The 24467-nt window shown below is 66.4% G+C and carries 17 protein-coding genes and 1 tRNA gene; 9 read left to right on the forward strand and 9 right to left on the reverse strand.

The annotated features are described in order from the left end of the window. Position 1 precedes the first annotated feature (1 nt). From IEW49_RS10900 to IEW49_RS10930, 7 genes are all read right to left on the reverse strand, one after another. Positions 2 to 811 (reverse strand): enoyl-CoA hydratase family protein, encoded by an 810-nt coding sequence (locus IEW49_RS10900; RefSeq protein ID WP_188642675.1) that lies wholly within the window; start codon positions 809 to 811, stop codon positions 2 to 4. Continuing rightward, a complete protein-coding gene (locus IEW49_RS10905) occupies positions 808 to 1548 on the reverse strand; it encodes an SDR family NAD(P)-dependent oxidoreductase (protein ID WP_229658171.1) in 741 nt (246 codons plus the stop codon). Before IEW49_RS10905 ends, IEW49_RS10900 begins: the two co-directional genes overlap by 4 nt. Further along, positions 1545 to 3860 (reverse strand): bifunctional salicylyl-CoA 5-hydroxylase/oxidoreductase, encoded by a 2316-nt coding sequence (locus IEW49_RS10910; protein WP_188642676.1) that lies wholly within the window; start codon positions 3858 to 3860, stop codon positions 1545 to 1547. The genes IEW49_RS10905 and IEW49_RS10910 overlap by 4 nt, the downstream gene beginning before the upstream one ends. 119 nt (positions 3861 to 3979) lie before the next feature. Then, a complete protein-coding gene (locus tag IEW49_RS10915) occupies positions 3980 to 5170 on the reverse strand; it encodes a M14 family metallopeptidase (protein ID WP_188642677.1) in 1191 nt (396 codons plus the stop codon). Positions 5171 to 5184: 14 nt separating this feature from the next. Beyond that, the gene (locus IEW49_RS10920; RefSeq protein ID WP_188642678.1) at positions 5185 to 8271 is read right to left on the reverse strand and encodes a TonB-dependent receptor plug domain-containing protein; all 3087 of its coding nucleotides are present in this window, start codon (positions 8269 to 8271) and stop codon (positions 5185 to 5187) included. A 2-nt stretch (positions 8272 to 8273) separates the two neighbouring features. Continuing rightward, entirely contained in the window at positions 8274 to 9233 is a 960-nt protein-coding gene (locus tag IEW49_RS10925; RefSeq protein ID WP_188642679.1) for an alpha/beta hydrolase, read from the reverse strand. Beyond that, a complete protein-coding gene (locus tag IEW49_RS10930) occupies positions 9230 to 10618 on the reverse strand; it encodes a dicarboxylate/amino acid:cation symporter (RefSeq protein WP_188642680.1) in 1389 nt (462 codons plus the stop codon). The genes IEW49_RS10925 and IEW49_RS10930 overlap by 4 nt, the downstream gene beginning before the upstream one ends. Positions 10619 to 10822: 204 nt before the next feature. Between IEW49_RS10930 and IEW49_RS10935 the strand changes: the two genes are divergently transcribed. From IEW49_RS10935 to IEW49_RS10965, 7 genes are all read left to right on the forward strand, one after another. Beyond that, positions 10823 to 12490: a sensor histidine kinase gene (locus IEW49_RS10935; RefSeq protein WP_188642681.1), complete on the forward strand. Its 1668-nt coding sequence runs from the start codon at positions 10823 to 10825 to the stop codon at positions 12488 to 12490. A 2-nt stretch (positions 12491 to 12492) separates the two neighbouring features. Next, a complete protein-coding gene (locus IEW49_RS10940; protein ID WP_229658172.1) occupies positions 12493 to 13827 on the forward strand; it encodes a sigma-54-dependent transcriptional regulator in 1335 nt (444 codons plus the stop codon). Between the two features lie 155 nt (positions 13828 to 13982). Next, entirely contained in the window at positions 13983 to 17420 is a 3438-nt protein-coding gene (locus tag IEW49_RS10945; protein WP_229658173.1) for a CHASE domain-containing protein, read from the forward strand. Positions 17421 to 17519: 99 nt separating this feature from the next. Next, on the forward strand, positions 17520 to 17888 hold the full coding sequence (locus IEW49_RS10950; protein WP_188642684.1) for a response regulator transcription factor: 369 nt from the start codon (positions 17520 to 17522) through the stop codon (positions 17886 to 17888). Beyond that, positions 17885 to 19024 carry a YaiO family outer membrane beta-barrel protein gene (locus IEW49_RS10955; protein WP_188642685.1) on the forward strand — a complete coding sequence of 380 codons (1140 nt, stop codon included), beginning with the start codon at positions 17885 to 17887 and terminating at the stop codon, positions 19022 to 19024. The genes IEW49_RS10950 and IEW49_RS10955 overlap by 4 nt, the downstream gene beginning before the upstream one ends. Then, the gene (locus IEW49_RS10960; protein WP_188642686.1) at positions 19021 to 20019 is read left to right on the forward strand and encodes a HEAT repeat domain-containing protein; all 999 of its coding nucleotides are present in this window, start codon (positions 19021 to 19023) and stop codon (positions 20017 to 20019) included. Before IEW49_RS10955 ends, IEW49_RS10960 begins: the two co-directional genes overlap by 4 nt. A gap of 5 nt (positions 20020 to 20024) precedes the next feature. Next, positions 20025 to 21443, forward strand: a complete 1419-nt coding sequence (locus IEW49_RS10965; RefSeq protein ID WP_373282506.1) for a glycosyltransferase family 2 protein — start codon at positions 20025 to 20027, stop codon at positions 21441 to 21443. A 115-nt stretch (positions 21444 to 21558) separates the two neighbouring features. Here IEW49_RS10965 and IEW49_RS10970 read toward each other — a convergent pair. Beyond that, positions 21559 to 21632: transfer RNA gene (locus IEW49_RS10970), tRNA-Gln, on the reverse strand. Positions 21633 to 21816: 184 nt separating this feature from the next. Here IEW49_RS10970 and IEW49_RS10975 point away from each other — a divergent pair. Together IEW49_RS10975 and IEW49_RS10980 are read left to right on the forward strand one after the other, a co-directional pair. Continuing rightward, a complete protein-coding gene (locus tag IEW49_RS10975; RefSeq protein ID WP_188642688.1) occupies positions 21817 to 23097 on the forward strand; it encodes a Ppx/GppA phosphatase family protein in 1281 nt (426 codons plus the stop codon). After that, entirely contained in the window at positions 23094 to 23759 is a 666-nt protein-coding gene (locus tag IEW49_RS10980) for an RlmE family RNA methyltransferase (protein ID WP_188642689.1), read from the forward strand. The genes IEW49_RS10975 and IEW49_RS10980 overlap by 4 nt, the downstream gene beginning before the upstream one ends. Positions 23760 to 23777: 18 nt before the next feature. Here IEW49_RS10980 and IEW49_RS10985 read toward each other — a convergent pair whose 3' ends face one another. Further along, positions 23778 to 24455 carry a c-type cytochrome gene (locus IEW49_RS10985; protein ID WP_188642690.1) on the reverse strand — a complete coding sequence of 226 codons (678 nt, stop codon included), beginning with the start codon at positions 24453 to 24455 and terminating at the stop codon, positions 23778 to 23780. Between the last annotated feature and the right edge of the window lie 12 nt (positions 24456 to 24467).

Genomic DNA, 24467 nt, shown 5'->3' on the forward strand with positions numbered 1-24467 from the left:
GTCAGTCCCCTTCGAAGACCGGTTTCTCCTTGGCCGCGAAGGCCTCGAAGGCGCGGCGAAAATCCTTGGTCGCCATGCAGATCGCCTGGGCCTGCGCCTCCATCTCGATCGCGGTATCGATCCCGACATTCCATTCATGCGCGAGCTGCGTCTTGGTGATACCGTGCGCGAAGGTCGGCCCCGCAGCGAGCGAGCGGGCAAGCTTGCGCGCTTCGTCGAGCAGGTCGCCCGCATCGACCAGCCGGTTGTGAAAGCCCCAGCGCTCGCCTTCCTCGGCGCTCATCACGCGGCCGGTATAGAGCAGCTCGGATGCCCTGCCCTGCCCGATGATCCGCGGCAGGATCGCGCAGGCACCCATGTCGCAACCTGCAAGCCCAACGCGGGTGAACAGGAAGGCGGTCTTGGTCTCGGGCGTAGCCAGCCGCATGTCGCTCGCCATCGCCATGATTGCGCCCGCGCCGACGCAGACCCCGTCGAGCGCGGCGACGATCGGCTGCGGGCAGCCGCGCATCGCCTTGACGAGGTCGCCGGTCATGCGGGTGAATTCGAGCAATTGCGGCATCGGTTTCTCGGTCAGCGGACCGATGATCTCGTGGACATCGCCGCCCGAGGAGAAGTTCCCGCCCGCGCCCGCGACCACCACGACCTTCACCGCTTCGGCGTAGGACAGCGCGCGAAAGGTATCGCGCAACTCGGCATAGCTTTCGAAGGTCAGAGGGTTCTTGCGCTCGGGCCGGTTGAGCGTGATCGTGGCGACGCCGTCTGCGTAGTCCCACTGGAAATGCTCGGGCTGGTAGGTTTCGGGGTTCATGCGATCTCCACTGCTTCGCCATTCCGGTCCGACCGGACCAGTTCCACCACGGCGGCGGCGACTTCTTCGGGGGTGATGACGCGGCCCGACGGGTTGAGCCGGGCCAGTTCGGCGCGCGCCTCGTCGGCGCTGCGTCCGGTCTTTTCACGGATCGTCGCGACCGAGCGGGCGAACATGTCGGTATCGACGAAGCCGGGGCAGACGGCGTTGGCGGTGACGCCCCTGCCCTCCATCTCGAGCGCGATCGAGCGCATCAGCCCCACCGCCGCGTGCTTGGCCGCGCTGTAGGGCGAGGCGTAGGCGACGCCGTGAAGCCCCGCGACCGAGGCAACGGTGACGATCCGTCCGCTGCCCGCCTCCACCATCGCCTCGATCACTTCCCTGGTGCAATGGAACACGGCATCGCAATTGACCGACATCGTGCTGCGCCAGGTCTCGAATTCGAGCTTGGCGAACGGGGCGGTCGTGGCGCCCCCGGCATTGTTGACGAGGATGTCGATCGCACCATGCCGCTCGCGCGCAGCCGCGAATGCGGTGGCGACCTGCGCGGGATCGGTGACGTCGCAGGTGGTGACGTAGGCCTGCGCGCCGATGCTGTCAGCGACCTCGCGCAGCGGCGCCTCGCGCCGCCCGAGCAGCGTGATCTTCGCGCCTTGGTCGGCCAGCGCCTGCGCAATTGCCGCGCCGATCCCGGTGCCGCCCCCCGTTACCAGTGCATGGGCACCGTCGATCATCATGCCTTGAATTCCTCCGCTGCAAGCCGTTCCTTCTCCGCCAGCCGGTAGAGCTGGTCGCGCCCGGCGAGATAGGGGTCGGGCCAGGCCACCGACCGGTCGTCGAGCTCGGCCGCCGCGTGCAGCGTCCAGTAGGGATCGCTCAAATGCGGGCGGGCGAGGCAGACGAGATCCGCACGCCCCGCCAGCAGGATCGAGTTCACGTGGTCGGGCTCGTAGATATTGCCGACCGCCATCGTCGCCATGCCGGTCTCGTTGCGGATGCGGTCCGAAAACGGCGTCTGGAACATCCGGCCATACACCGGATCGGCGCGGGTCGAGGTCTGGCCCGCGGACACGTCGCAGATATCGACGCCCGCCTCCTGCAGCATCGCCGCGATGGCGACCGCCTCTTCCGGCGTCACCCCTTCCTCGCCGACCCAGTCATTGGCCGAGATGCGCACCGAGATCGGCTTGCTCTCGGGCCACACGGCGCGCACCGCTGCGAACACCTCGAGCGGGAAGCGCATGCGGTTTTCGAGGCTCCCGCCATATTCGTCGTCGCGGCAGTTGGTCAGCGGGGTAATGAAGCTCGACAGCAAATAGCCATGCGCCATGTGCAGCTCGATCATGTCGAATCCCGCGCGCTCTGCCATCTGCACAGCGGCGACGAACTGATCGCGCACCATGTCCATGTCGGCGCGGTCCATGGGTTTGGGCACCTGATTGCGATCCGACCAGGGCACCGCCGAAGCGGAAAGCAGCGGCCAGTTTCCCTCGGCCAGCGGCGCGTCCATTTCCTCCCAGCCGAGCTGGGTCGAACCCTTGGGCCCCGAATGGCCGAGCTGGGCGCAGATCTTCGCCCCGGTCTCGGCATGGACGAAATCCGTGAGCCGCTTCCACGCCGCCTCGTGTTCGGGCGCGTAGAGCCCCGGGCAACCTGGGGTGATCCGCCCCTCGGGGCTGACGCAGGTCATCTCGGTATAGACGAGCCCCGCCCCGCCCTTGGCGCGCTCGGCATAATGCGCGAAGTGCCAGTCGGTCGGGCAGCCATTGACCGCCTTGTACTGCGCCATCGGCGAGACGACGACGCGATTGGCGAGATGCATGCCGCGCAGCTGGAACGGCGCGAACATCGGCGCGCGCGTGGCATTGCTGCCCGCTTGGCGATGGAACCAGCCTTCGGCCTCGCCGAGCCAGCGCGCATCGCGCAGCCGCAAATTTTCGTGGCTGATGCGCTGCGAACGGGTCAGCAGCGAATAGGCGAACTGCATCGGCTCGAGCTTGAGGTAACGCTCGACCTCCTCGAACCACTCGCACGAATTGCGCGCCGCCGATTGCAGCTTGAGCACCTCGACCCGCCGTTCCTCCTCATAGGTTGCGAAGGCGCATTCGAGGTCGGGCTCGTCCTGCAGCAGATCGGCGAGCGCGATCGCGCTTTCCATCGCCAGCTTGGTCCCCGAGCCGATCGAGAAATGCGCGGTCGCCGCGGCATCGCCGAGCAGGACGAGGTTTTCATGGTGCCAGCGCTCGCACAGCACGCGCGGGAAGCTGAGCCAGCCTCCGCCGCGCAGATGTTTCGCATTCGAGATCAGCGCATGCCCGCCGAGATGATCGGTGAAGATCGCCTCGCAGGTCGCGACCGACTGTTCGCGATCCATCGCGCCGAAGCCGAACGCGTCCCACGTCGCCTCGCTACACTCGACGATGAAGGTCGCGGTGTCGTCGTCGAACTGGTAAGCGTGCGCCCACACCCAGCCGTGCTCGGTTTCTTCGAAAATGAAGGTGAATGCGTCGTCGAACTTCTGGTGCGTCCCGAGCCAGACGAACTTGTTGGCGCGCATTTCGATCTCGGGGCGGAAGACCTCGGCAAAGCGTTCGCGAACCCGCGAATTCACCCCGTCGGCGGCGATGACGAGATCATATTCGCGCATCATGGAGGCGACGTCCTCGACCTCGCTCTCGAAATCCATTTCCACGCCGAGTTCCAAGGCGCGCTGTTGCAGGATCGTCAGCAGCCGCTGGCGCCCGATCCCGCAGAAACCGTGCCCGGTCGACACGATCCGGCTGTCGCCGCGCACCACCGCGATATCGTCCCAATAGGCGAAGTGGTCGCGAATTGCGGCGGCACTGACGGAGTCGTTGGCCGCTAGGTTTTCAAGGGTTTCCTCGGACAACACCACGCCCCAGCCGAAGGTATCGTCGGGACGGTTGCGTTCGAACACGGTGATCGCGCAATCGGGATCGCGCAGCTTGAGGCTGATCGCGGCATACAGCCCCGCCGGCCCGCCGCCGCAAATCGCGACGCTTCTCGATCTCTTCCCACCTCTCTCCACGCCGCCATGAGTGCGCGCAGGCGCAATCGAATTCAAGGTCAATCGGGGCTGTCACCGACATTAGGCGGGAACAATCGCAATCGCGCCGGGGGCGTCGGCAAGCGGGTCCGGGGCTTCGCCTATTCGCCCGGCACGGTCAGGTCCGCCTCGACCAACCGCTCGATCATCGCCTCGGCGGCCGCACGGGCGACCTTGGCGATCAGGTCGCGATCGGTTTCGTCGCCGATCTCGAAGGTGACGGCAGGGATGCTGTAGGTTTCGTAGAACCAGTTCTTCGCCACGCCGCTGCCGCTGGTGTGTCCGGGGCTCCGCCGGACCTCGAATTCGGGCACCCGCGCGCCGATCGCATCGAGCCAGCGTTCGGTGAATTGTGCAGGAACGGTCGGGAGTTCGGGCGGGATCGTGTAGAAGACGTCGCGCTGGGTCGAATGGAAATCGACCAGCGCGATCGGGCGATGGTTTGTGGGGAGCGAGTCGAGCCAGCTCTTCACGCTGCGGGTCTCGGGCTGCGCGAAGCGGCCCCAGTCGCGATTGAGGTCGGTGGCGCCGAGATTGGCCCGCCAGTGTCCCCGCGCGACCCCATCGGGATTGAGGGACGGGACCGCGAGGAAGCGAATGCCCCGACCTTCGAGCGATCCCGCCTCGACCAGTTCGACCAGGCGGACCAGGAAGGCTTCCATCGCCAGCGCGCCGGTCACTTCGGGCGGATGCGCGCGGCCGAGCAGGACGACGACGTTCGGCGCCGATGCATCGCCGATCTCGAGCGCATCGATCGGGCGACCCTCGTGGCTGCGGCCAAGGACTACCCTTCTGGTCTGGTTCGACCGATCGAGCCGCTCGATCAGGGCGGCGTAACGGACACCGGCATAGATTTCCTGCCCGGCGACGACGCCCGCTCCGGGCGGCAAGGTGAAGCGCGCGGACCGGTCATCCTCCGCCACTTCGGTCTCGAGCAATTGCCATTCGCCGCCGACCTCGCGCTTCGGCCGATAGCGGTGCTCGGAATCGAGATAGCGCAGGGTGATCGCGACGTCCGGTCCGGGCGCAGCCTCGTAGCGGAAGGCGTACCAAGCGCTCGGGTTGATCGGCGGGGCGTGTTCGGGCGAGACGAGGATCGAAAAGGCCCGTTCGTCCTCGATCGTGCAACGCGATTGCGATGCACCCTCGAAATCGAAAGCAATGGTGACGCTCGCACTGCGGCAGGCGAGCGCATTGGTCCGGGCGTCGGCTGGTTGCACAACCGGCGGGGGCGTGGCGACGCACGCCCCCGCCAGCATGCTGGCCAAAATGATGGCGGGCAACCGCTGCATGGTTGCCCGCATTATCAGAACTTCTTCCGCAGCTCGATATGGAACACCCGTCCCCGCGCGCTGTGGAGCTCGCTGAAGAAGCCATAGGTTTCGTCTGCCAGCGGCGGATATTCATCGAACAAATTGTTGATCGCGAAGCGCAAGCGCGTGTCGTCGAGCGGCGTGTCGGTATCCTCGATCGTGTAGGCGATCGAGAAGTTCATGGTGAACCACTCGTCGACCGGGAAGAAGTTCGCGTTCGGGTCTTCCGACGCGATCAAATTGTCGCGCACGACGCTGGTGTCGTAGACCATCCCGACATACTGGCCGTAGAGACCGATTTCGACCGGGCCCTGCTCCCAGTTGATTGAACCGCTGGCACGCCATTTCGGACGGCCTTCGACCTCGAGCAGTTCGCCCAGCCCGCCGACCGTCACGTCGAGCGGCAGTGTGCCCGCCGCCACCGCGTCGAGGATTTCCTGCCCGTCGGGGCCTGCATCCTGAACGAAGCTGATCAGCCGCGCGGCATTCAACCGCACCCGGAACCTGCCGAGGCCGAAATCGGGAACGTTGTAGAACAGCCCGAAATCCATCCCCTTCGAGGTCCGACTGTCGAGGTTGAGATAGGGATCGTTGACGAAGTCGATGCTGCCTGCCGCGTCGAGACCGGTCCCGGCGAACAGCGCGATCTGGTCGGCAGTCGGCGCGAGGCGGACCACGTTCGGGTTGGTGCTGCCGTTGAGGCGGCGGAGCAGGTCGAGCGCGATCGCGTTGTCGTCCCCGAACGTGCCGACCAGCCCGGTCTGCCGTACACGCCAGTAGTCCGCCGTCAGCGTCAGGCCGGGAATGAACCCGGGCTCGAGCACCACGCCCAGATTGATGCTGGTGCTGTCCTCGGGAACGAGCTCGTCGGTCCCCGACCGGAATGAGATCACACCCGCGCCCGCGCACGAACCGAGGCTCGGGATCACGCCCTTGATCACCTGCGCCTGGCACTGCACGAAATCGTCGCGCGTGTTGGAACGGGTGGTGCCCTCGTCATTGACCTGGACGAGGTTCGGCGCGCGGAACCCTTGCGACCAGGCGCCGCGCAGCGTCACGCCCGGCACGGTGGTCCAGGAGGCGGCAACGCGCGGAACGATCGCGGTTTCGTCGATATCGTCGAAATGCTCGAGCCGGCCCGCGAGCTGGAGGTTGAGTTCCTCGACCAGCGGCACGTCCATCCCCTCGCTGACCAGCGGCACGAAGATCTCGGCGAAGGCCGAGTAGACATTGCGCTCGCCATTGGTGTCGGGCGACGGGCTGGTGCCCGCGACGTCGCTGCCGTTGAATTCGCCGGTCACGCTGTCGGTGAAGGTGATCGTCCCGTCGAGCCGCGGATCGCGATCGTCGTAAAAGGTCTCGCGGCGCCACTCGACCCCGGCCGCCACGCCGATATCGCCGCCCGGCAGCGCAATCAGGTCGTCGCGGCTGAGCTTGAAATCGCCCAGCGCGAGGCTGGTGCCGCCCTTGCGGAACACGTCGATGCGAAACGGATCGATCGAGCTCAACGGGTTGGGCGTGCAATCGCCCTTGCCCGGGTCACCGGTGACGCAGCCGCCGTTGAACGGGTTGTAGGCATCGGGCGTGGTCTTGTTGATCTGCTGCTGCATCAGCGTGAGCGAGACGCGGTTGCGCGCGAGGTCGAGCGTGTCGGCTTCGGAATAGAGGAAGCCGGTATCGAAATCCCACGCGCCGAGATTGCCGCGCAGGCCGGCGACGAGGCGATACGAATCCTTGTCTACCGAGACGTCGCGATTGCCGACATCGACGAAGCGATAGCGCTCCATGATCACATCCGCGCCGCCAGCGGCGATGGTCGTACCCGGCAGGCGCTGCGGATTGGGCTGGCCGTTGCGCGTGGTCGGGCCGAACGGGTTGTAATAGGCATCGCGCGAGATCCCGACCGGGACCGCGCTGAGGATCGCCGAAGCCTCGATATTGCGGCGGTTTTCCGAACGGTAGTAACTGCCCTCGAAATAGGCCTCGAGATTGTCGCTGAGCTCGTAATTGATCAGCGCGAGCGCGTTATAGCGGTTCTTCTCGCTGATCAGGTGGTTGCCGGTGTTGGTGTTGTAGCGGACGTCGGTGGTGGGCGTCGTTCCGGCGCGACCGCACAGCCCGGGGCCGAACTGGAGGCGGCAGCTCGGGAAAGTATCCGGCTGGAGGTAGAAGTCGTCATCGCCGAGCGGCGTGCGGTTGGACGGTGCCTGGATGTCGAACTGACCGAACGGCCCGAAGGTGTTGCGATTGTTGAACGAGGCATCCCCTTCGAAATCGGTGCCGGCGACCAGCGGGCGACGATCCTCTTCCTCGGCATAGCGGCGTTCGGACGCGAGCATGCCGTTTTCGTGGAAATAGCCGCCATAGAGCGTGACGTTTCCGCGCCCGCCGCCGAAGTCGAAGCCGTAGCCGCCGCTGATCTGGTAGCTGTAGAGGCTGGTGCCGTCCGAGACGCGATAGTCGCCTTCGAGGAACCCGCCGCTGAGATTGCCCCGCAGCACGGTGTTGATCACACCGGCCACGGCGTCGGCGCCGTAGATCGCCGAGGCGCCGTCGCGTAGCACTTCGAGCCGGCGCACGCTGCCCGGCGCGATCTCGTTGGTGTCGGCGCTGACCACCGGCACCAGAAGTTCGGTCTGGAACCCCGGGTGGAGCGTCATGCGGCGCCCATTGATCAGCAGCAGCGTGTTGCCGGTGCCGAGATCGCGCAAATTGACCGAGCCGACATCGCCGCGCGCACTGTTCTGCGTGGTGGCGTTCTGTTCGTTGAAGGCCACGGTCCCCTGCTGCGGGATCGAGCGGAACAATTCGTCGCCGGAGGCTGCACCGGTGTTCTCGATCGCCTGCTCGTCGAGCACGGTGACCGGGAGCACGTCGTTGATCTGCGCACCCTGGATCTGGGTCCCGGTGATCACCACCCGGTTGTCCGCGGTGACGGCGGATTCGTCGCTCTCGCTCGCTTCCTGCGGGGGTTGCTGCTGCGGTGTCTCAGTGGCGTCCTGTGCCATGGCGGTGGTGGTCGCCGCGAGGATGCTGGTGGTGGCCAGCAGGACGAAACGTCCCATTCCCTGTTTACGCATTTCTATTCTCCCTTCCCTGTTCGCTGGCCGCTGCGCCTGTCGATCCAGGCTTCGAAAATCGCGGGCCATTGATTGATGATCTGGTCCGAGGAGCCGAGGCCCCAGCCGTGGCCGCCCTCCTCGAAGATGTGCAGTTCCGCGCGCGCACCCTTGGCCACCAGCGCCTGGAACAGCGCGATGCCGTGTCCGGGCGGGGTGATCGGATCGTCGGCGGCGGAAAAGATGATGGTCGGCGGCGCCTGGCCGTGCGCGTGGGTGTCTAGCGACCACGCCTCCTCGGCCGCGCGCGACGGGTCGGTGCCGATGATCTCACGGCGGGTGCGGGTGGTGTCGTAGGGCTTGCGCAGCGACACGACCGGGAACAGCAGCACCGCGAAATCGGGCCGCGCACTCGCCGCTTCGTATCGGTCGTTCCCGGCATAGAGTTCGTGTTCAGGCCTGAGCGCAGTGTAGCCCGCGAGGTGGCCACCGGCGGAAAATCCCATGATCCCGATGGCGTCGGGGCGGATCCCGAATTCGGACGCGCGGGTCCGGACGATCTTCATCGCGCGCTGCGCGTCGGCGAAGAGTGCGCTCGCCTCCCACCCGTCATTGGGCAGGCGGAAAAGCAGCTCGAACACGGTGTAGCCGCGGTGGCGCAGCCATTCGGCGGCCGGCGTGCTTTCCTTCCACAACTGGATACGGAAATAGCCGCCGCCGCCGCATACGATCACCGCCCGGCCGTTGGGCAGGTTGGGGCGGTAGACCCGCATGCGCGGCTGGGAGATGTTCGACACCGCCCCGTAACCGGCACCCTCGCCTCCGATCCTCTCGGGGCCGCTCGGGCCGCCCTTCCCCGGCGGACGTCCGGGCCACAGCGCGATCTCTTCTACGTCGTGCGTCGGAGCTGCCATCGCAACGCGTGTGTGCGCCATCGTGGCGAGCGCCAGCCCGCCACCGAGCACCTGGCGCCGATCGATCACGCCGCCTCTCCCGCATCGCCGGCAAGCATCTCGCTATGCGGCCCGGTTCGTTCGTGGCGTTCGATATCCTCTTCGGGCAAGGGCAGCGGATTGCCCCCGAGCGCTGCCGCGAGCCGCTCCTGATCGAGCGCGCCCTCCCACTTGGCGACGACGATCGTGGCGACCGAATTGCCGACGAAATTGGTCAGCGCCCGGCATTCGCTCATGAAGCGATCAATCCCGAGGATCAGCGCCATCCCGGCCACCGGAACCGAGGGCACCACCGAAAGAGTCGCGGCAAGGATCACGAAGCCGGCCCCGGTCACGCCCGCCGCGCCCTTCGAACTGATCATCGCGACCAGCACCAGCGTGATTTGTTCGCCCAGCGATAGGTCGATGCCGACCGCCTGGGCGATGAACAGCGCGGCCAGCGTCATGTAGATGTTGGTCCCGTCGAGATTGAACGAATACCCGGTCGGCACGACCAGCCCGACGACCGACTTGCGGCAGCCGGCGATCTCCATCTTCTCCATCAGGCTCGGCAGCGCGGCTTCGGACGACGAGGTGCCGAGCACCAGCAGCAATTCCTCGCGCAGATACTTGATCAGCGAAAAGATCGAGAAGCCCGCCATCCAGGCGACCGTGCCGAGCACCACGAGCACGAACAGCAGCGAGGTGAGGTAGAACGTCCCGACCAGCGCGGCGAGGTTCGCGAGCGAGCCGAGCCCGAATTCGCCGATGGTGAAGGCGATCGCGCCGAATGCCCCGATCGGGGCGAGCTTCATCAGCATGTGGACGAGCTTGAAGATGACCTCGCTGAACGAGGCCAACACGTCGAACACGAGATCGCTTTGCGGCCGTGTGGCGGCGATCGCGATCCCTGCGAGGATCGCCACCAGCAGGACCTGCAGGATCGACCCGCTGGTGACCGCACTGAAGAAGGTCGTCGGGATGATGCCGAGCAGGAACGCGGCGATGGTCTGTTCCTCGGCGGTACTGGCGTAGTTCGCAACCGCGCCGGCATCGAGCGAGGCGGGATCGATGTCGAGCCCCGCGCCCGGCTGGACGACATTCGCGACCACCAGCCCGACGATCAGCGCGAGGGTCGAAAAGAACAGGAAGTAGACGAACGCCTTGCCGGCCACGCTGCCGACCGCGCCCATGTCCTTCATCCCGGCGATGCCGGTCGCCACGGTGACGAAGATCACCGGCGCGATGATCATCTTGACGAGGTTGATGAAGCCGTCGCCGAGCGGCTTGAGCGATGCGCCCAGTTCGGGCGAAACCGCGCCGAGGATCGCCCCGAGCACGATCGCGACCACGACCTGGAAATAGAGCTTGCGATAGAGCGGTTGGCGCGCAGCGGGCGCGGCCGCACTCGAATCGCGGGCGGACGCAATCGACATTTTCCTCTCCCCACGCCGCACTCCCGGGCGGCCTTGAAGGGAAATTACGACGCCAGCGGAGAGTCGACGAATTCCTGAGCGATATTTTTTTCTGTCGTTTTTTCCGAAGCTTACCTGACATGGCCGCGCGATTTTTCCGGCAAACCGCAAAATTTGATTGCCGCTTTTGCGGATTCCCGCACAACGCCTTTCGGGAGAGGCTCCATGGCAAACCGAACGCGCCTGCACGGCTGGGCCATCGCGGCGGCGGCCCTGCTCCTGTGCGGGTTGCTCGCGATGCTCGCCGTCGACCGCGTCATGCGCAGTACGGCGATCGATGGTGCCGAACGTCGCACGACCGGCAATGCCGAGATCCTCGTCGCCGGGCTCGAGAGCGAGCTGGAGAAATACAGCCTCGTGCCACCGGTACTGGCGCAGGATCCCGACGTGATCGCGCTGATGCGTGGCGAGCGCTTCCGTGCCGCCTCGCTCGATCGTCGCCTCGAATCGCTTGCCCGCCAGACCGAGGCCGCGGTGATCTACCTGATGGACGAACGGGGCGAGACGCTGTCCTCGAGCAACCACGCCCGCCCCGACAGCTTCGTCGGCTCCAATTACGCCTTTCGTGAATATTTCCGGCGGGCGATCTTGCTCGGCGAAGCCACCCAGTTCGCGCTCGGCACGGTCAGCCGTCGTCCCGGCCTCTATATCGCCAAGCGGATCGGCAACTACACCGACCCGCTCGGCGTCGTCGTGCTCAAGGTCGAGTTCGATGGCCTCGAGGAGAGCTGGCGGGAATCGGGCAAGCGGGTCTACGTTACCGATGGCGACGGCATCGTCCTGATCGGCTCCGATCCAGACTGGCGTTTTCATGCACTCGCCCCGGTCGCGACCGAAACCCGCGATCGCGCGGAGGACCTGCGGACGGTGGGGGTTGCCAGTTTCCCGCTGCTCGACATCGCGGATCGGTTCGAACGGGTGGTATCGGTCCCTCTGCACGAGGGACGGATCGCGATCGCGCCGAGCGGGTGGGTCATGCACCTGCTGGTCGATTCATCCGGCGAAGTCGCGAACGCGGTCGAGCGGGGACGGCTGGCGGTGGCACTGGCGATCGCCTTGCTCGCGATGCTCGGCGGATTGGTGCTCTACCTGATGCGTCGTCGGCACCATGCGCGCGAACTCGATGTCGCACGTCGCACCGGCTTGCTGCGCGAACAGCTGTCGCAGGCCAACCGGCTCGCCATGCTCGGCCAGATGGGCGCCGGGATCAGCCACGAGATCCGCCAGCCGGTCGCGGCGATGCGGGTCTATGCGGAAAACGGTACCAAGCTGCTCGAACGGGGCGACGCCGAGAGCGCGAAGTCGAATTTCGAGCTGATTTCGGGCCTCGCCGACCGGATCGGCGCGATCACCGGGGAACTGCTCCGCTTCAGCCGCCGCGGGACACGCCAGCTGAAGCCGATGCCGATCGGCGAGGTGATCGACGGCGCGCTGATGTTGCTCAACGACCGGATCGCCAGCCAGGACATCGCGATTGCATTGCCCGGCGGGGAAGAACGCGAAGTCGAGGTCCTTGGCGAGCACGTCCGCCTTGAACAGGTGCTGGTGAACCTTCTCCAGAATGCGCTCGACGCGATCGGGAGCGGCGGACGGATCACGATCGACATTTCCACGACACCCGAATCCTGCCTGCTGGCGGTGTCCGACGATGGCCCCGGGCTCGATGAAGCGGTCGTCGATCGCCTGTTCCATCCTTTCACCACGACCAAGACGGCCGGATTGGGGCTCGGGCTCGTGATCTCGCGGGACATCATGGAGGATCTCGGAGGCGACCTGCTGTACGAACCGAGCAAGGCCGGGACGCGGTTCGTGATCGAAGTGCCGCGCGCATGACGATGCTCGATTCAATCCCCGTCTACCTGGTCGAGGACGAGGCGGAACTCGCCCGGGCGACGCAACAAGCGCTCGAACTGGAAGGCGCGACAGTCAGGCGTTTCGCCCGCGCCGACCAGGCGATCGACGCGATCGATGGCGAATTCGGCGGGGTCGTCGTGAGCGACATCCGATTGCCCGGCATGGACGGTCTCGCCTTCTTCGCCCACCTGCGCGAAATCGACGACGCGATCCCGGTGATCCTCGTTACCGGGCATGGCGATGTCGACATGGCGGTCGACGCCCTGCGCAAGGGTGCGTTCGATTTCCTCGCCAAACCGTTCTCGTCCGAACGTCTCGTCGCGTCGATCGCGCACGCCGCCGCGCATCGCAGGCTGGTACTCGAGAACCGAGCCCTGCGCGCCCGTTACGACAGATCGGAGGCGATCCCGGGCGTTTCGCCCGCGAGCGAGCGCCTCCGGAGCCTGGTGGCGGCGGTGGCGAAGACCGATGTCGACGTCGTGATCAGGGGCCCGGCGGGCTCGGGCAAGAGCTTCATCGCAGGCGTGCTGCACGAGCTCGGACCCCGGCGAGCGCGCCCACTAGTGACGATCGATGCGGGCACCACGCTCCATCCAGACGCCGAATTGCTGCTGTTCGGGCGCGATCCCGCCGCAGGGCTGTCGCATACCGGACTGATCGAGCGGGCGCGCGGCGGAACCCTCGTGCTCGACGAGATCGATGTCGCCGACGATTCGTTGCGCGCGCGCCTCGCCAGCTTCATCGAAGGGCGGACGATCCAGCCTCTCGGGGCTGACCGCAGGCGCCGGGTCGACCTCCGCATCGTCGAAATCGCCGCCGCCGGCAGCGACGGGGCCGATCCCCCGTGGCTGCACCGCAGCGGGCCGGTCGAGATGCAGGTTCCCTCGCTCGGAGAGAGGCGCGAAGACATCGCCGAATTCCTTAGCCTGTTCCTGGCCCGCCACGAACGGGCCTTCGAGACCGAGAGCGGTCCGATCGGCACCAATGTGCTCGATTTCATCCACGCGCACGAATGGGCCGGCAATCTGCGCGAGCTCGATGCCTTTGCGAAACGGATCGTAATGGGGCTCGGCTTCGAAGCCGGGGCGGACGTGCCCGAGCCGGCTTCGAAGGGCCTGCGCGAGAGGGTCGCCGCGTTCGAGAGGCGACTGATCGAAGACGCGTTGCGCGAGACCGATGGCAGCGTGGCCGACACCGAGGCCCTCCTCAAGGTGCCGACCAAGACGCTGTACGACAAGCTCGCCCGGCACGGCATCAAGCCCAAGCAATTCCGGGCGCGCCGTCACGGGCCGGGCGGCCGGCCAGGGCGAGGCTAGCGAAAGCGAGTAGGCGGGCGTTTCACACTTATTAACCCTGAATTCCTATCACCGCCCCCAACTCGAACACACCACCATTGCACGGAAATCCAATGTCGCAGAGGAGCTCGGGAGCGGACCTGCGGGGCGTGAGACGGTTTTTCCGTCCCCGGACCGTGCGCGACATCGCCTTGCTGGCCGTGCTCTACTTCGTCGCCGGCCTGATCGGGAAATCGCTCGCGGTTCCGCCGGGCTATGCGACCATCATCTGGCCCGCCTCGGGCATCGCGCTGTGTGCCTTGCTGGCCCGGGGCAACAGCCTCTGGCCGGGAATCTGGCTGGGATCCTTCGCGTTCAACTTCATGACCGGGCTCGAAAGCTCGGTCAATTTCGAGAACGTCGGGCCCGTCGTCGCGATCGCCGCATCGCTCGGTGTCGGGGCCACGCTCCAGGCGATCGCCGGCCTCCAGATGGCGCGGCGGTTCGCCGACGGATTCGAGCTTTCGAGCCTGCGCCGGCTGGCCGGGTCGACGCTGCTGGTGGTTATCCTCCCCTGCATCATCGCACCGACCATCGGAGTCACGACCCTGCTCGCCGCCGGAGCGATCGATGGCAGAATGGCCCTCGACAACTGGGTAACCTGGTATTTCGGCGACCTGCTCGGGGTCATCCTGATCATGCCGATCCTGCTCCTGTCCGTACGATCGCCGGTCGATGTGCGCTGGCGCGGGCGCTCGCTACAGGGGGCCAGTTCGCTGATCGCCATCAGCCTCGTCGCGGTGCTGCTGCTCACCTTCTATGTCTGGCGCTTCATCTCGGTGAACGAATACGACGAGGCGCGCAGCAATTTCGCGGCGATGGCTGCCGATACGGAAGAGGCGCTCGGCCACCGACTCCAGATATACCAGCGCGCGCTCGAAGGCGCCGCCGCCCTGGCCACGGTCGATAACGACATCACGCCGTCAGAATGGCGGACCTACATCGACAGGCTCGAGATATCGCGCGCCTATCCGGGCATGCGCGGCTTCGGCATGTTCGAAGCCGTGGCCGCCGAGGACCTGCCCGCCTACCGCGCCGAGTTCGCACGCGAGTTCGGTAACCGCTTCGAAGTCCATCCGCGGGTCGAGCGCGACCAGCATTTCGTCATCAACCGGATCGAACCGCTCGAAAGCAATCTCGCCGCGTTGGGGCTCGACCTCGCCTTCGAGGAAGGGCGGCGCGAAGCGATTGCCTTGTCGACATCCAGCCGGAATCCGGTCCTCACCCGACCGATCGTGCTGGTGCAGGACGAGAAACAGGGCGCCGGCTTCCTGCTGATCCTGCCGGTCTACGATGCCGAAGGAGAGCCCACCGGGCGGTGGGTCTATGCCGCGCTCGTCGCCGAGGAACTGCTCGCCTCGCTGACCCCGAGGCAGGGCGAGCAGTTCGCGCTCGAAGTCTATCACGGCGATTGGCCGGACACCGACAAGCTTCTTTTCGCCACCGGTGCAGCCGGCGCCAGCCCGCGGTTCGAGCTACGTCGTTCGATGCGGTTGGCAGGCCAGCCGGTCACGCTGCGCTGGACCAGCCTCGCTCCGTTCGAACAGCGCTACGCATCGAGCGCGCCGCTGCTCGCGCTGGCGAGCGGGTTGCTGATCACGGTGCTGCTGGGGATCCTGCTGACAATCTTCCTGCGCCGCGAAAGTCATGTCGTGCGCAAGGTCAACGAGGCGACGGCGGAACTGGCCGAACGCAATCGCATGCTCGAAATGGCCGAGGCCACCGCCCATATCGGCCATTGGCAGATCTACCTTGAAGGCGAAGAGATCGAATGGTCCGACGAGGTCTTCCGCCTCCATGGTCTCGAGCCGGGGAGCGCACCCACTCTCGCAGAAGCCTTCGCATTCTATCACCCCGATGATCGTCAGATGGCCGAAGAGGCAATCGATCATGCGTTCGCGACAGGACAGTCGTGCAATTTCGAGGCCCGCCTCGTGACGGCTGACGGGAGGACCCTGCATGTCGAGGTGATCGGGCGAGTCGGCTTCGACCGAAGCGGGAATGCGAAGACCGTCTTCGGGGTCATGATGGACCGGACCGACGAAACCGTGATGCGCGAGCGCCTAACCGAGACGCTCGTCGAGGCACGCGCTGCGGACAAGGCCAAATCGAGCTTCCTCGCCAATATGAGCCACGAGATCCGAACGCCGATGAACGGCGTGATCGGGTTTACCGAACTGGCGCTGAGCGAGGAGAAGGACCCGGCCCAGAAACGCCGCCTGCAGATGATCGCGGATTCGGGCAATGCCATGCTCCGCCTGCTCAACGACCTGCTCGATTTTGCCAAGATCGAGGCCAAGCAGATGGCGGTCGTCAGCGAGCCGACCGATCTCAGGCACACCTTGCTCGGCTGCCAGCGCCTGATGGAACCGGTGGCCCGTGCGCAGGGCCTGCCGCTCAAGCTCGAGATCGATCCGTCGCTGCCCAACATGGTGCTGGTCGACAAGATGCGCTTTCGCCAGATCGTGCTGAACCTCGTCGGCAATGCACTCAAATTCACCGAAGAAGGCGAGGTGAAGATCTCGGCGACGGTCAGTCAGCGGCAATCGGACGATGCCTCCCGCATCTTCGTCACCGTGCGCGACACCGGCATCGGAATTCCGGCCGACCGGCTCGACAGCATCTTCGAGAAGTTCACCCAGGCCGACGACACCACCGCGCGGCGCTATGGCGGCACCGGGCTGGGGCTGCCGATCAGCGCCGAGCTCGCCGAGTTGATGGGCGGCGAATTGCGCGCTGAGAGCGAGCCGGGCAGCGGTTCGGCCTTTACCCTGTCGCTGCCGCTCGAGGAAAGCACCGAAGCGATACCAACGCGGTCGACCCCGGAGCCCGACGGCCATTGCGGCCATGGCATCGCGCTGCGCATCCTCGTCGCCGAGGACAACCCGGTGAACCAAGAACTGACCATGGCGATGGTCTCGAGAGCCGGTCACGATTGCGAACTCGTACGCAACGGCCGCGAAGCCGTGGAAGCGGTCACGCGCGCCAACAACGAGGGCCGGCCCTACGACCTGGTCCTGATGGACATGCAGATGCCGGAAATGGACGGGCTGCAGGCGACGCGCGCGATCCGCGAGGCGGGGTTCGAAGCGTCCAGGCTGCCGATCCTTGCGGTCACCGCCAATGCCTATGCCGACGACATGCAGCGCTGCGAGGCGGCGGGCATGCAAGCGCATCTCGCCAAGCCGCTGCGGCTCAAGGACCTGTGCACGGCGATCGCGCGCTGGTCGGCGCGGGTCGAACCGCCCGTATCGGGCGCGGACGACAGCATCGAGGAGGAAACCGATCCGCGGCTGCGCAGCATGTTCGAGGATCGCAAGGCCGCGACCATCGAAGCGATCGACGACATTCTCGACAAGGATCGCCCGAGCGACGCCGAGAAGAAAAAGATCGCCGGCCTGTTGCACCAAATCGCCGGGGTCGCCGCCTATTTCGGCCAGGCCCGGCTCGGCGAAAGCTGCCGCGAGCACGAGCGATTGCTGCTGGATACCCGGGACGATAGCGAGGGCCGCGCATTGCTCGAGACGATGCGCGAAAAACTCGCGGGCATTCCCGAACAATCCGCCTCCGAATGAGCGGTTCGCACGTAGTCCCCGTGCAAGGTCCGGCCAGGAGCCCCGTTAAATGGGTATTTACCACCAATTCCTATCAAGGGCCCAAGTCTGGAGCGAAACATGGCCAATATCCTGATTGCCGACGATGACCCCATCCTCGTCGAAATCCTCAAGTTTCGCCTCGAAGGGGCCGGCCATTCGGTGACCGTGGCAAGCGATGGCGAGCAGGCGCTCGAAGCCGCCCGCGCCAATCTGCCTGCTTTGGTGGTCCTCGATTCGATGATGCCGATCATTTCCGGGCCCGACGTGCTGGCCGAACTCAAGGCCGATCCGGCGCTGCGCGACATTCCGGTGGTGATGCTGACCGCGCGCGACAGCGAGGCCGATATCGTTGCCGGACTCAAGGGCGGCGCGGCCGAATACCTCACCAAGCCCTTTATCCCGCAGGAATTGCTGGTCCGCATTTCGGGACTGCTCGGGCGTTCGTGAGGCAACTCGCGCGATCCTTGCCCGCGCTGCTGGTTGCCGCGGTGCCGCTGCCGATCGCCGCGCAGGACGCAGCGGCGACGCGTACGGCGCAGCTCGATGCAGCAGGAGAGGCGCGGGAGGCCGGCGATTTCGCCACGGCCCGACGCATCCTGCTCGCGCTGCTCGCCGCCACGCCGGACGATCCGGATCTGTTGCGCCGGCTCGCGATGATCGAAGCCGGAGCCGGCAATCTTGCTCAGGCCCAAGCGCGGATCGACCGCGCTGCGGCACTCGCGCCGGGCGATCTCGATGTCGCGCTCGCGCGGGCCTACATCCTCTACTGGCGGGGGGAATTCGCCGCCGCGCAGGACGCCGTCGACACAATCGGCGTGCGCGATCCCGACTATCCCGAGCTTGCGGCCCTGCGCGACAACCTCGCCCGCCATGCCCGGGCGGATGGCGTCCGCCTCCGGTCGCTGGCGGTTTCCGGCAGCGTTTCCGACATCGCCTTCGCCAATCGCGCCGGCCAGACCTGGACCGGACAAAGCGTCGCGATCGCGGTCGACGCGGGCCGCGCCAACACGCTGACCTTCGGCCTCGAACGCGAGGATCGCGGACCGGTCGACACCCAGCTTTCGGGCCGCTTCGACCATCGGATCGGCAACGGCTTGCTCTATGTTGCGGCGACCGCGGTCCCTTCGGCCGATTTCCGGGAGGAATGGAGCCTCGCGGCAGGTGGCGAGATCGCCGCGACCGATCGCGTCGCAGCCTCGATCGACCTGCGCTACGCCGAATACGTGACCGGTTCGATCGTGGCGCTCCAGCCCGGCCTGCGATTCGATCTCTGGCGGGGCCTTGCGGTGACCGGGCGCGCGATCAACCTCTTCGGCGGCGGCGAGGGCTATCGCCTCGGCGGATACTTACGCCTCGATTACCACCCCTCCAACGGCCCTTCGGCCTTTGCCATCGGCGCGAGCTATCCCGACGTCGAGGCCGACGGGGTGCGCCAGCTCCGAAGTGCGGCGGTCGGGCTCACCCTCCCGCTCGCAGACCGCGTCGCGCTCACCGCCGCGACCAGCTACGACGATCGCGAGAACAGCTATCGCCGATTGTCGGGCACGATCGCCCTCACCTACCGCTTCGGAGGTGCGCGATGAACGGCTTCAATTCCGTCATTATCGGCACCGCGATCCTCGCCGCGGGAATCTTCGTGCTGTTCACGATCCTCGTGCTGCGCCGGTTCCTGTCCGAACGGAACAAGGCCAAGCGCGACCGGCGCGCCACCGCGATCACCCGCAGCTACCTCCAGCGGGTCAGCGGGCAGCGGGTCGAGGACCAGACCGACTGGTCGCGCCGCATCCGGCTGGACGCGATCCGTCGCATCCTGCCGCTGCTGCGCGGCGGCGAACGCAAGCGCCTGCTCCAGATCGCCGAGCTCGACGGGGTGCTCGCGCAGACCATCCGCAATTCGCACAGTCTCTACGGTGCGGAGCGGATCAATGCGATCCACCTGCTCCAGCGCTTCGGGAGCGAGGTCTGCATCGCGCGTCTGCGCCAGCTGATGGCGCACGACAAGAGCCTGCGCGTCCGGCTCGAGGCGGCCTTTGCGCTCGGCGCCAACGGCGCGCTTCCGCCGCCGCGCGAGACGCTGCGCATCCTCCACGCGCTCGATCGCGCGCCCACCAGGCTCGACGTCGCGCTCCTGCGGGCGACCGCGCCGCTCTATCCCGAGCAGATGGTCCTCCTGCTCGAGGACGACCTGCCGGGCGACTGGCGCGCCAGGATCATCGACGCGCTCGGCTGGTCGGGTGACATGAGCATGATCGAACTGCTCGCCGGGTTTGCCGTCAATCCCGAATCCGAAATACGCTGTGCGGCGCTGCGCGCTGCCGGAAAGCTCGGCCATCCCGCCGCGGCCAAGTGGATCGTCCGGTCATTTGCCGACCCGGTCGCCGCGGTGCGGCTCCAGGCGATCGCGGCCGCGGTCGAACTCGGCCTGCGCGAGGCCCTGCCCGAATTGCAGCGGCTGCGCGGCGACGGGGAGCTGTGGGTTCGCCTGCGTGCCGAGCAGGCGCTCGACCGGCTCGATTCGGACGACGCGGCGGGCTCGGCGATTACCGACTCTCCGTCGCAGCAGGGGGTGATCGGATGAACTGGTTGGAACTACAGACAGCGGCGGCCGATGCGATCGTGTGGATCGCCTATGCCTGTTTCATCATCGTCGCGCTGCGCAATGTGATCAGCCTCGCGCAATTGCTCGTCGCGGCGTGGGTGTTCGCAACCCGGGTCAAGCCCGGCGAGGGCGCGCGCGACCTGTGGAACCGCTACGCCGACCTCGCCATGCCGATCACCGTGATCGCGCCCGCCTACAACGAGGAATTGTCGATCGTGCAGAGCGTCAAGGCGCTGCTCGCGCTCGAATATCCCGAGCACGAGGTGATCGTGGTCAATGACGGGTCGAAGGACGATACGCTGGGCCAGCTGGTGCGATCGTTCGGGATGGAGGAAACCAGCCGCACCCAGATCGCCGAACTCCAGCAGACCCGCATTCGCGCCACCTACAGGTCGCGCCGCTATCCCAACCTGCTCGTCGTCGACAAGGAGAACGGACGCAAGGCCGACGCCGCCAATGCCGGGATCGGATTCGCGCGGACCCCGCTGGTCTGCGTGATCGACGCCGATTCGATCATCGAACCCGACGGTCTTCTGCGCGCGGCCGAACCGTTCATGTATGACGACGGGAGGCTGATCGCCGTAGGCGGCGCGATCCGCATCGCCAACGGCTGCACCATCAAGGGCGGCTCGCTGCAGAAGATCGGCATCTCCAAGAGCCTCGTGCCGCGTTTCCAGACGGTCGAATATCTCCGGGCCTTCCTGATGAACCGGGTTGCCAATGCCCACACCAACACGCTGATGCTGATCTCCGGCGCATTCGGCCTGTTCCGCCGCTCGACCCTCGTCGAGATGGGCGGGTACCGCCACGATACCGTCGGCGAGGACCTCGAACTGGTGGTGCGCATGCACCGCCATATGCGCGATCGCGAGCGCGAATACCGGATGGCCTTCGTTCCCGACATCGTCTGCTGGACCGAGGCGCCGGCCGCGCTCGACGGACTCGATAACCAGCGAAAGCGCTGGCAGCAGGGTGCTCTTGAAACGCTTCAGTGCCATCGCGGCATGATCTTCAACCCGCGCTACGGTCGGATCGGGATGCTCGCCATGCCGCAGATCGTGCTCGAGGATATCATCGGCCCGCCGGCTGAACTGCTCGGCTACCTGGTGCTGCCCGCGGCGGCCTTGCTCGGCCTGCTCGACCCGATGATGGCGCTCGCCTTCTTCTTCGTTTCGGTGGTTTTCGGCTGCGTGCTCAGCCTCGGCACCTTGGCGCTCGAGGAACAGCAATTGCGCCGCACCCCCACCGCCACCGATCTCGTCCGCATCGGCATCGCCGCGGTGATCGAGAACTTCGGCTATCGCCAGATAAACCTCTGGTATCGCCTTCAGGGCATCCGACGTTTCATGAAGAAGGACTCCACCTGGGCCGCGGTCCCCCGCGTAGGATTCGGCAAGGGCTAACACCCAGCCCGGAGCAAAATGAAACCGTGATTCGCCCAAGGCCGCCGCCGGCCATGTCCGCGCGCGCGCATGCGATCCGGCGAGACCGGCTCGCGAGGTTGTTCTGGCGAGGAATTGGATGCCCCGTGAGGATTCGAACCTCAATTGACGGAGTCAGAGTCCGCAGTCTTACCATTAGACGACGGGGCAATCGGAGGCGCGCATCTAGGTCGGTGCCGGGGATTCGTCAAGCATAGCGATCGCAAGCCTTCGCACCCCCCGATCGGTCCCGAATCCGAACCGAACTTGCCGATTCGAATCGCTTGCCCTAGGTTCGGTGACAGGTTCCCGCGGGCCCCTGCTCGCGGGCGAAAGAACAAGAGACACGCGTATCATGGCGGAAGACGATCCGTCGGCAGTGCGCGGGGCACATAATCGGGACCGGGAGCACAGGTCCGGCGGGAACGGCAGGTCGCAGGGCCACTCGCATAACGGAAAGGCTTCCCCACACGCCTCGCGCCCGCCCGGCCAGCACCGGGACAACGGCAAACCGGCCTCGTCGGTTTCCGGCAGCGGCAGCAAGAACGGCCGGGCCACGCCCGCCCGCAACCCTTTCATTCGCACCCCACACCACCGGCAGGCCTATGCCGCGCTCGATCTCGGTACCAATAATTGCCGCCTGTTGATCGCGCGGCCCGAGGGCGAAAACTTCACCGTGATCGACGCCTTCAGCCGGGTCGTGCGGCTGGGCGAAGGATTGGCGCTCAATGGAAGGCTGTCCGACGAGGCGATGGAACGCACGCTCGCCGCGCTGCATGTCTGCGCGGGCAAGCTGCGCCGCCGCCGAGTGCACCTCGCGCGTTCGGTCGCGACCGAGGCCTGCCGCCGCGCGGCCAATGGCGCCGAATTCATCGAGCGGGTGCGCAAGGAAACAGGGATCGTGCTCGACATCATCTCCGCGCGCGAGGAGGCTCGGCTCGCGGTGCTCGGTTGCCACGTCCTGCTCGAACACGGCGAAGGTCCGGCGATGATCTTCGATATCGGCGGCGGTTCGACCGAGCTGGTGCTGGTCGAGACCGGGGGCACCATTCCCACCATCATCGACTGGCAGAGCGTGCCGTGGGGAGTGGTTTCGCTGACCGAGGAGATCGGGCCCGAGCCCGAGGGACCCGAGACCGAAGGCAGCCGGGCGGCGCGGCTGGCGCGCTATGCCAGGATGCGCGAGACGGTGGCCGATTCCTTTGCCGAATTCGCCGAGCGGATCGCACCGTCGCGGCGCGAGAGCCGCTTCGGCGAAGGCGGGCTCCGGCTGCTCGGCACCAGCGGCACGGTGACCACGCTCGCCAGCCTGCACCTCGAACTGCCGCAATATGATCGCGGCGCGGTCGATGGTCTGATCATGCCGAGCCAAGGCATGCGCGACATCGCCGAGCGGCTGTCCTCGCTCTCGCCCGAGGAACGCGGCGAGGTGCCGTGCATCGGCCATGACCGCGCCGAGCTGGTGGTAGCAGGCTGCGCGATCCTAGAGACGATCCTCGACCTGTGGCCGGCCGAGCGGCTCGGCGTGGCCGATCGCGGCATCCGCGAGGGAATCCTGCGCTCGATGATGGCATCGGGGCTGCAGGGCGAGCAGGCGCGCCGCGAAATCGTCGCCGGTCGGGGAGATACAGCATGAGCCGTTCGGGAAAGGACCCGGTCCGGCGGGTGAAGAAAGCCCGCGGACGCAGCGAAAGCTCGCGCCGCTGGCTCGAACGCCAGCTCAACGATCCGTGGGTCAAGCAGGCCAAGCAGGATGGCTATCGCAGCCGTGCCGCCTACAAGCTGAAGCAGATCGACGAGAAGTTCGACCTGCTGCGCGGAGCGCGACGCGTGGTCGACCTCGGCGTCGCGCCGGGCAGCTGGGCGCAACTGGTACGCGAGGTCGCGCCGAAGGCCGAGCTGGTCGGGATCGACCTGCTCGAGACCGAGCCGATCGAGGGCGTGACGCTGCTGCAGATGGATTTCATGGACGATGCGGCGCCCGATGCGCTGAGCGACGCGCTGGGCGGGCCGCCCGACCTCGTCTTGTCGGACATGGCCGCCAATACCACCGGCCACAAGACGACCGACCAGTTGCGCACGGCGGGACTGGTCGAGACCGCCGCGCATTTCGCGATCGAGACGCTCGTGCCGGGCGGCAATTTCGTCGCCAAGGTGTTCGCCGGCGGCACCGACGCGGAACTGCTCTCGGTGCTCAAGCAGCACTTCAAAAGCGTCAAGCACGCCAAGCCCGAGGCGAGCCGCAAGGGCTCGCCCGAATGGTACGTGGTGGCGAAAGGCTTCAAGGGGCGCGACTAGACGCCCCCGGAAACCGACTTATTCGGGATCGACGTCGGTCGCCTTGGGATCGCCCTTCAGCTCGGGGTCGGGCTGCGCGACCGCGGTGGCATCGTCGAAGTCGGTGCCGACCTGTTCGCCCATCTCGCCATTGTCCTGGGCCGGGGCGTCACCTTCCTCGGGCTCTTCGACCGGGGGCGGCGGCAGCGCGATGTTCGAACCCTGCGTGTTGAGCCATGCCATCAGGTTGGCGCGGTCTTCGGGCTTGCCGAGACCGGCGAAGCTCATCTTGGTCCCCGCGGCGAACTTGCGCGGGCTGGCGAGCCAGGCGTCCATCTGTTCCCAGGTCCAGGTGCCGCCGACGCCCTTGAGGTCGGCCGAATAGGCAAACGAACCCGAGGCGATCGGCGCACCCATGATGGCATGGATGTTGGGGCCGATGCCGTCGGCGCCGCCCGGGGTGACCGTGTGGCAGGCGGAGCACTTTGCAAAGACCTGCTCGCCCGCGGCGAGATCGGCATTGGCGAGCAGCGTCGCCAGCGCGGGACCATCGTCCTCGCCACCTTCTTCCGCCGCACCTTCGATGAAGTAGCCACCTTCTTCGGGCGCGTGCGGCTTGTCAGCCTGGAAATAATGCGAGGAGAGGCTCGCGCCGCCGAGCAGCACGATCCCGGAAAAGAGGATCCAGCCGAAGGTTGTGTTGGTCCGATCGTCCATGGCGTTTTCGCG

Source organism: Pseudoblastomonas marina, assembly GCF_014641655.1.
Classification (GTDB): Bacteria; Pseudomonadota; Alphaproteobacteria; order Sphingomonadales; family Sphingomonadaceae; genus Alteriqipengyuania_A; species Alteriqipengyuania_A marina.

What these genes read in the sequence shown, in the direction of transcription:
- IEW49_RS10900 (WP_188642675.1), bottom strand. Translation starts at nt 811, where the DNA reads ATGAACCCCGAAACCTACCAGCCCGAGCATTTCCAGTGGGACTACGCA.
- IEW49_RS10905 (WP_229658171.1), bottom strand. Translation starts at nt 1,548, where the DNA reads ATGATGATCGACGGTGCCCATGCACTGGTAACGGGGGGCGGCACCGGG.
- IEW49_RS10915 (WP_188642677.1), bottom strand. Translation starts at nt 5,170, where the DNA reads ATGCAGCGGTTGCCCGCCATCATTTTGGCCAGCATGCTGGCGGGGGCG.
- IEW49_RS10920 (WP_188642678.1), bottom strand. Translation starts at nt 8,271, where the DNA reads ATGCGTAAACAGGGAATGGGACGTTTCGTCCTGCTGGCCACCACCAGC.
- IEW49_RS10930 (WP_188642680.1), bottom strand. Translation starts at nt 10,618, where the DNA reads ATGTCGATTGCGTCCGCCCGCGATTCGAGTGCGGCCGCGCCCGCTGCG.
- IEW49_RS10935 (WP_188642681.1), top strand. Translation starts at nt 10,823, where the DNA reads ATGGCAAACCGAACGCGCCTGCACGGCTGGGCCATCGCGGCGGCGGCC.
- IEW49_RS10940 (WP_229658172.1), top strand. Translation starts at nt 12,493, where the DNA reads ATGCTCGATTCAATCCCCGTCTACCTGGTCGAGGACGAGGCGGAACTC.
- IEW49_RS10950 (WP_188642684.1), top strand. Translation starts at nt 17,520, where the DNA reads ATGGCCAATATCCTGATTGCCGACGATGACCCCATCCTCGTCGAAATC.
- IEW49_RS10960 (WP_188642686.1), top strand. Translation starts at nt 19,021, where the DNA reads ATGAACGGCTTCAATTCCGTCATTATCGGCACCGCGATCCTCGCCGCG.
- IEW49_RS10975 (WP_188642688.1), top strand. Translation starts at nt 21,817, where the DNA reads ATGGCGGAAGACGATCCGTCGGCAGTGCGCGGGGCACATAATCGGGAC.
- IEW49_RS10980 (WP_188642689.1), top strand. Translation starts at nt 23,094, where the DNA reads ATGAGCCGTTCGGGAAAGGACCCGGTCCGGCGGGTGAAGAAAGCCCGC.
- IEW49_RS10985 (WP_188642690.1), bottom strand. Translation starts at nt 24,455, where the DNA reads ATGGACGATCGGACCAACACAACCTTCGGCTGGATCCTCTTTTCCGGG.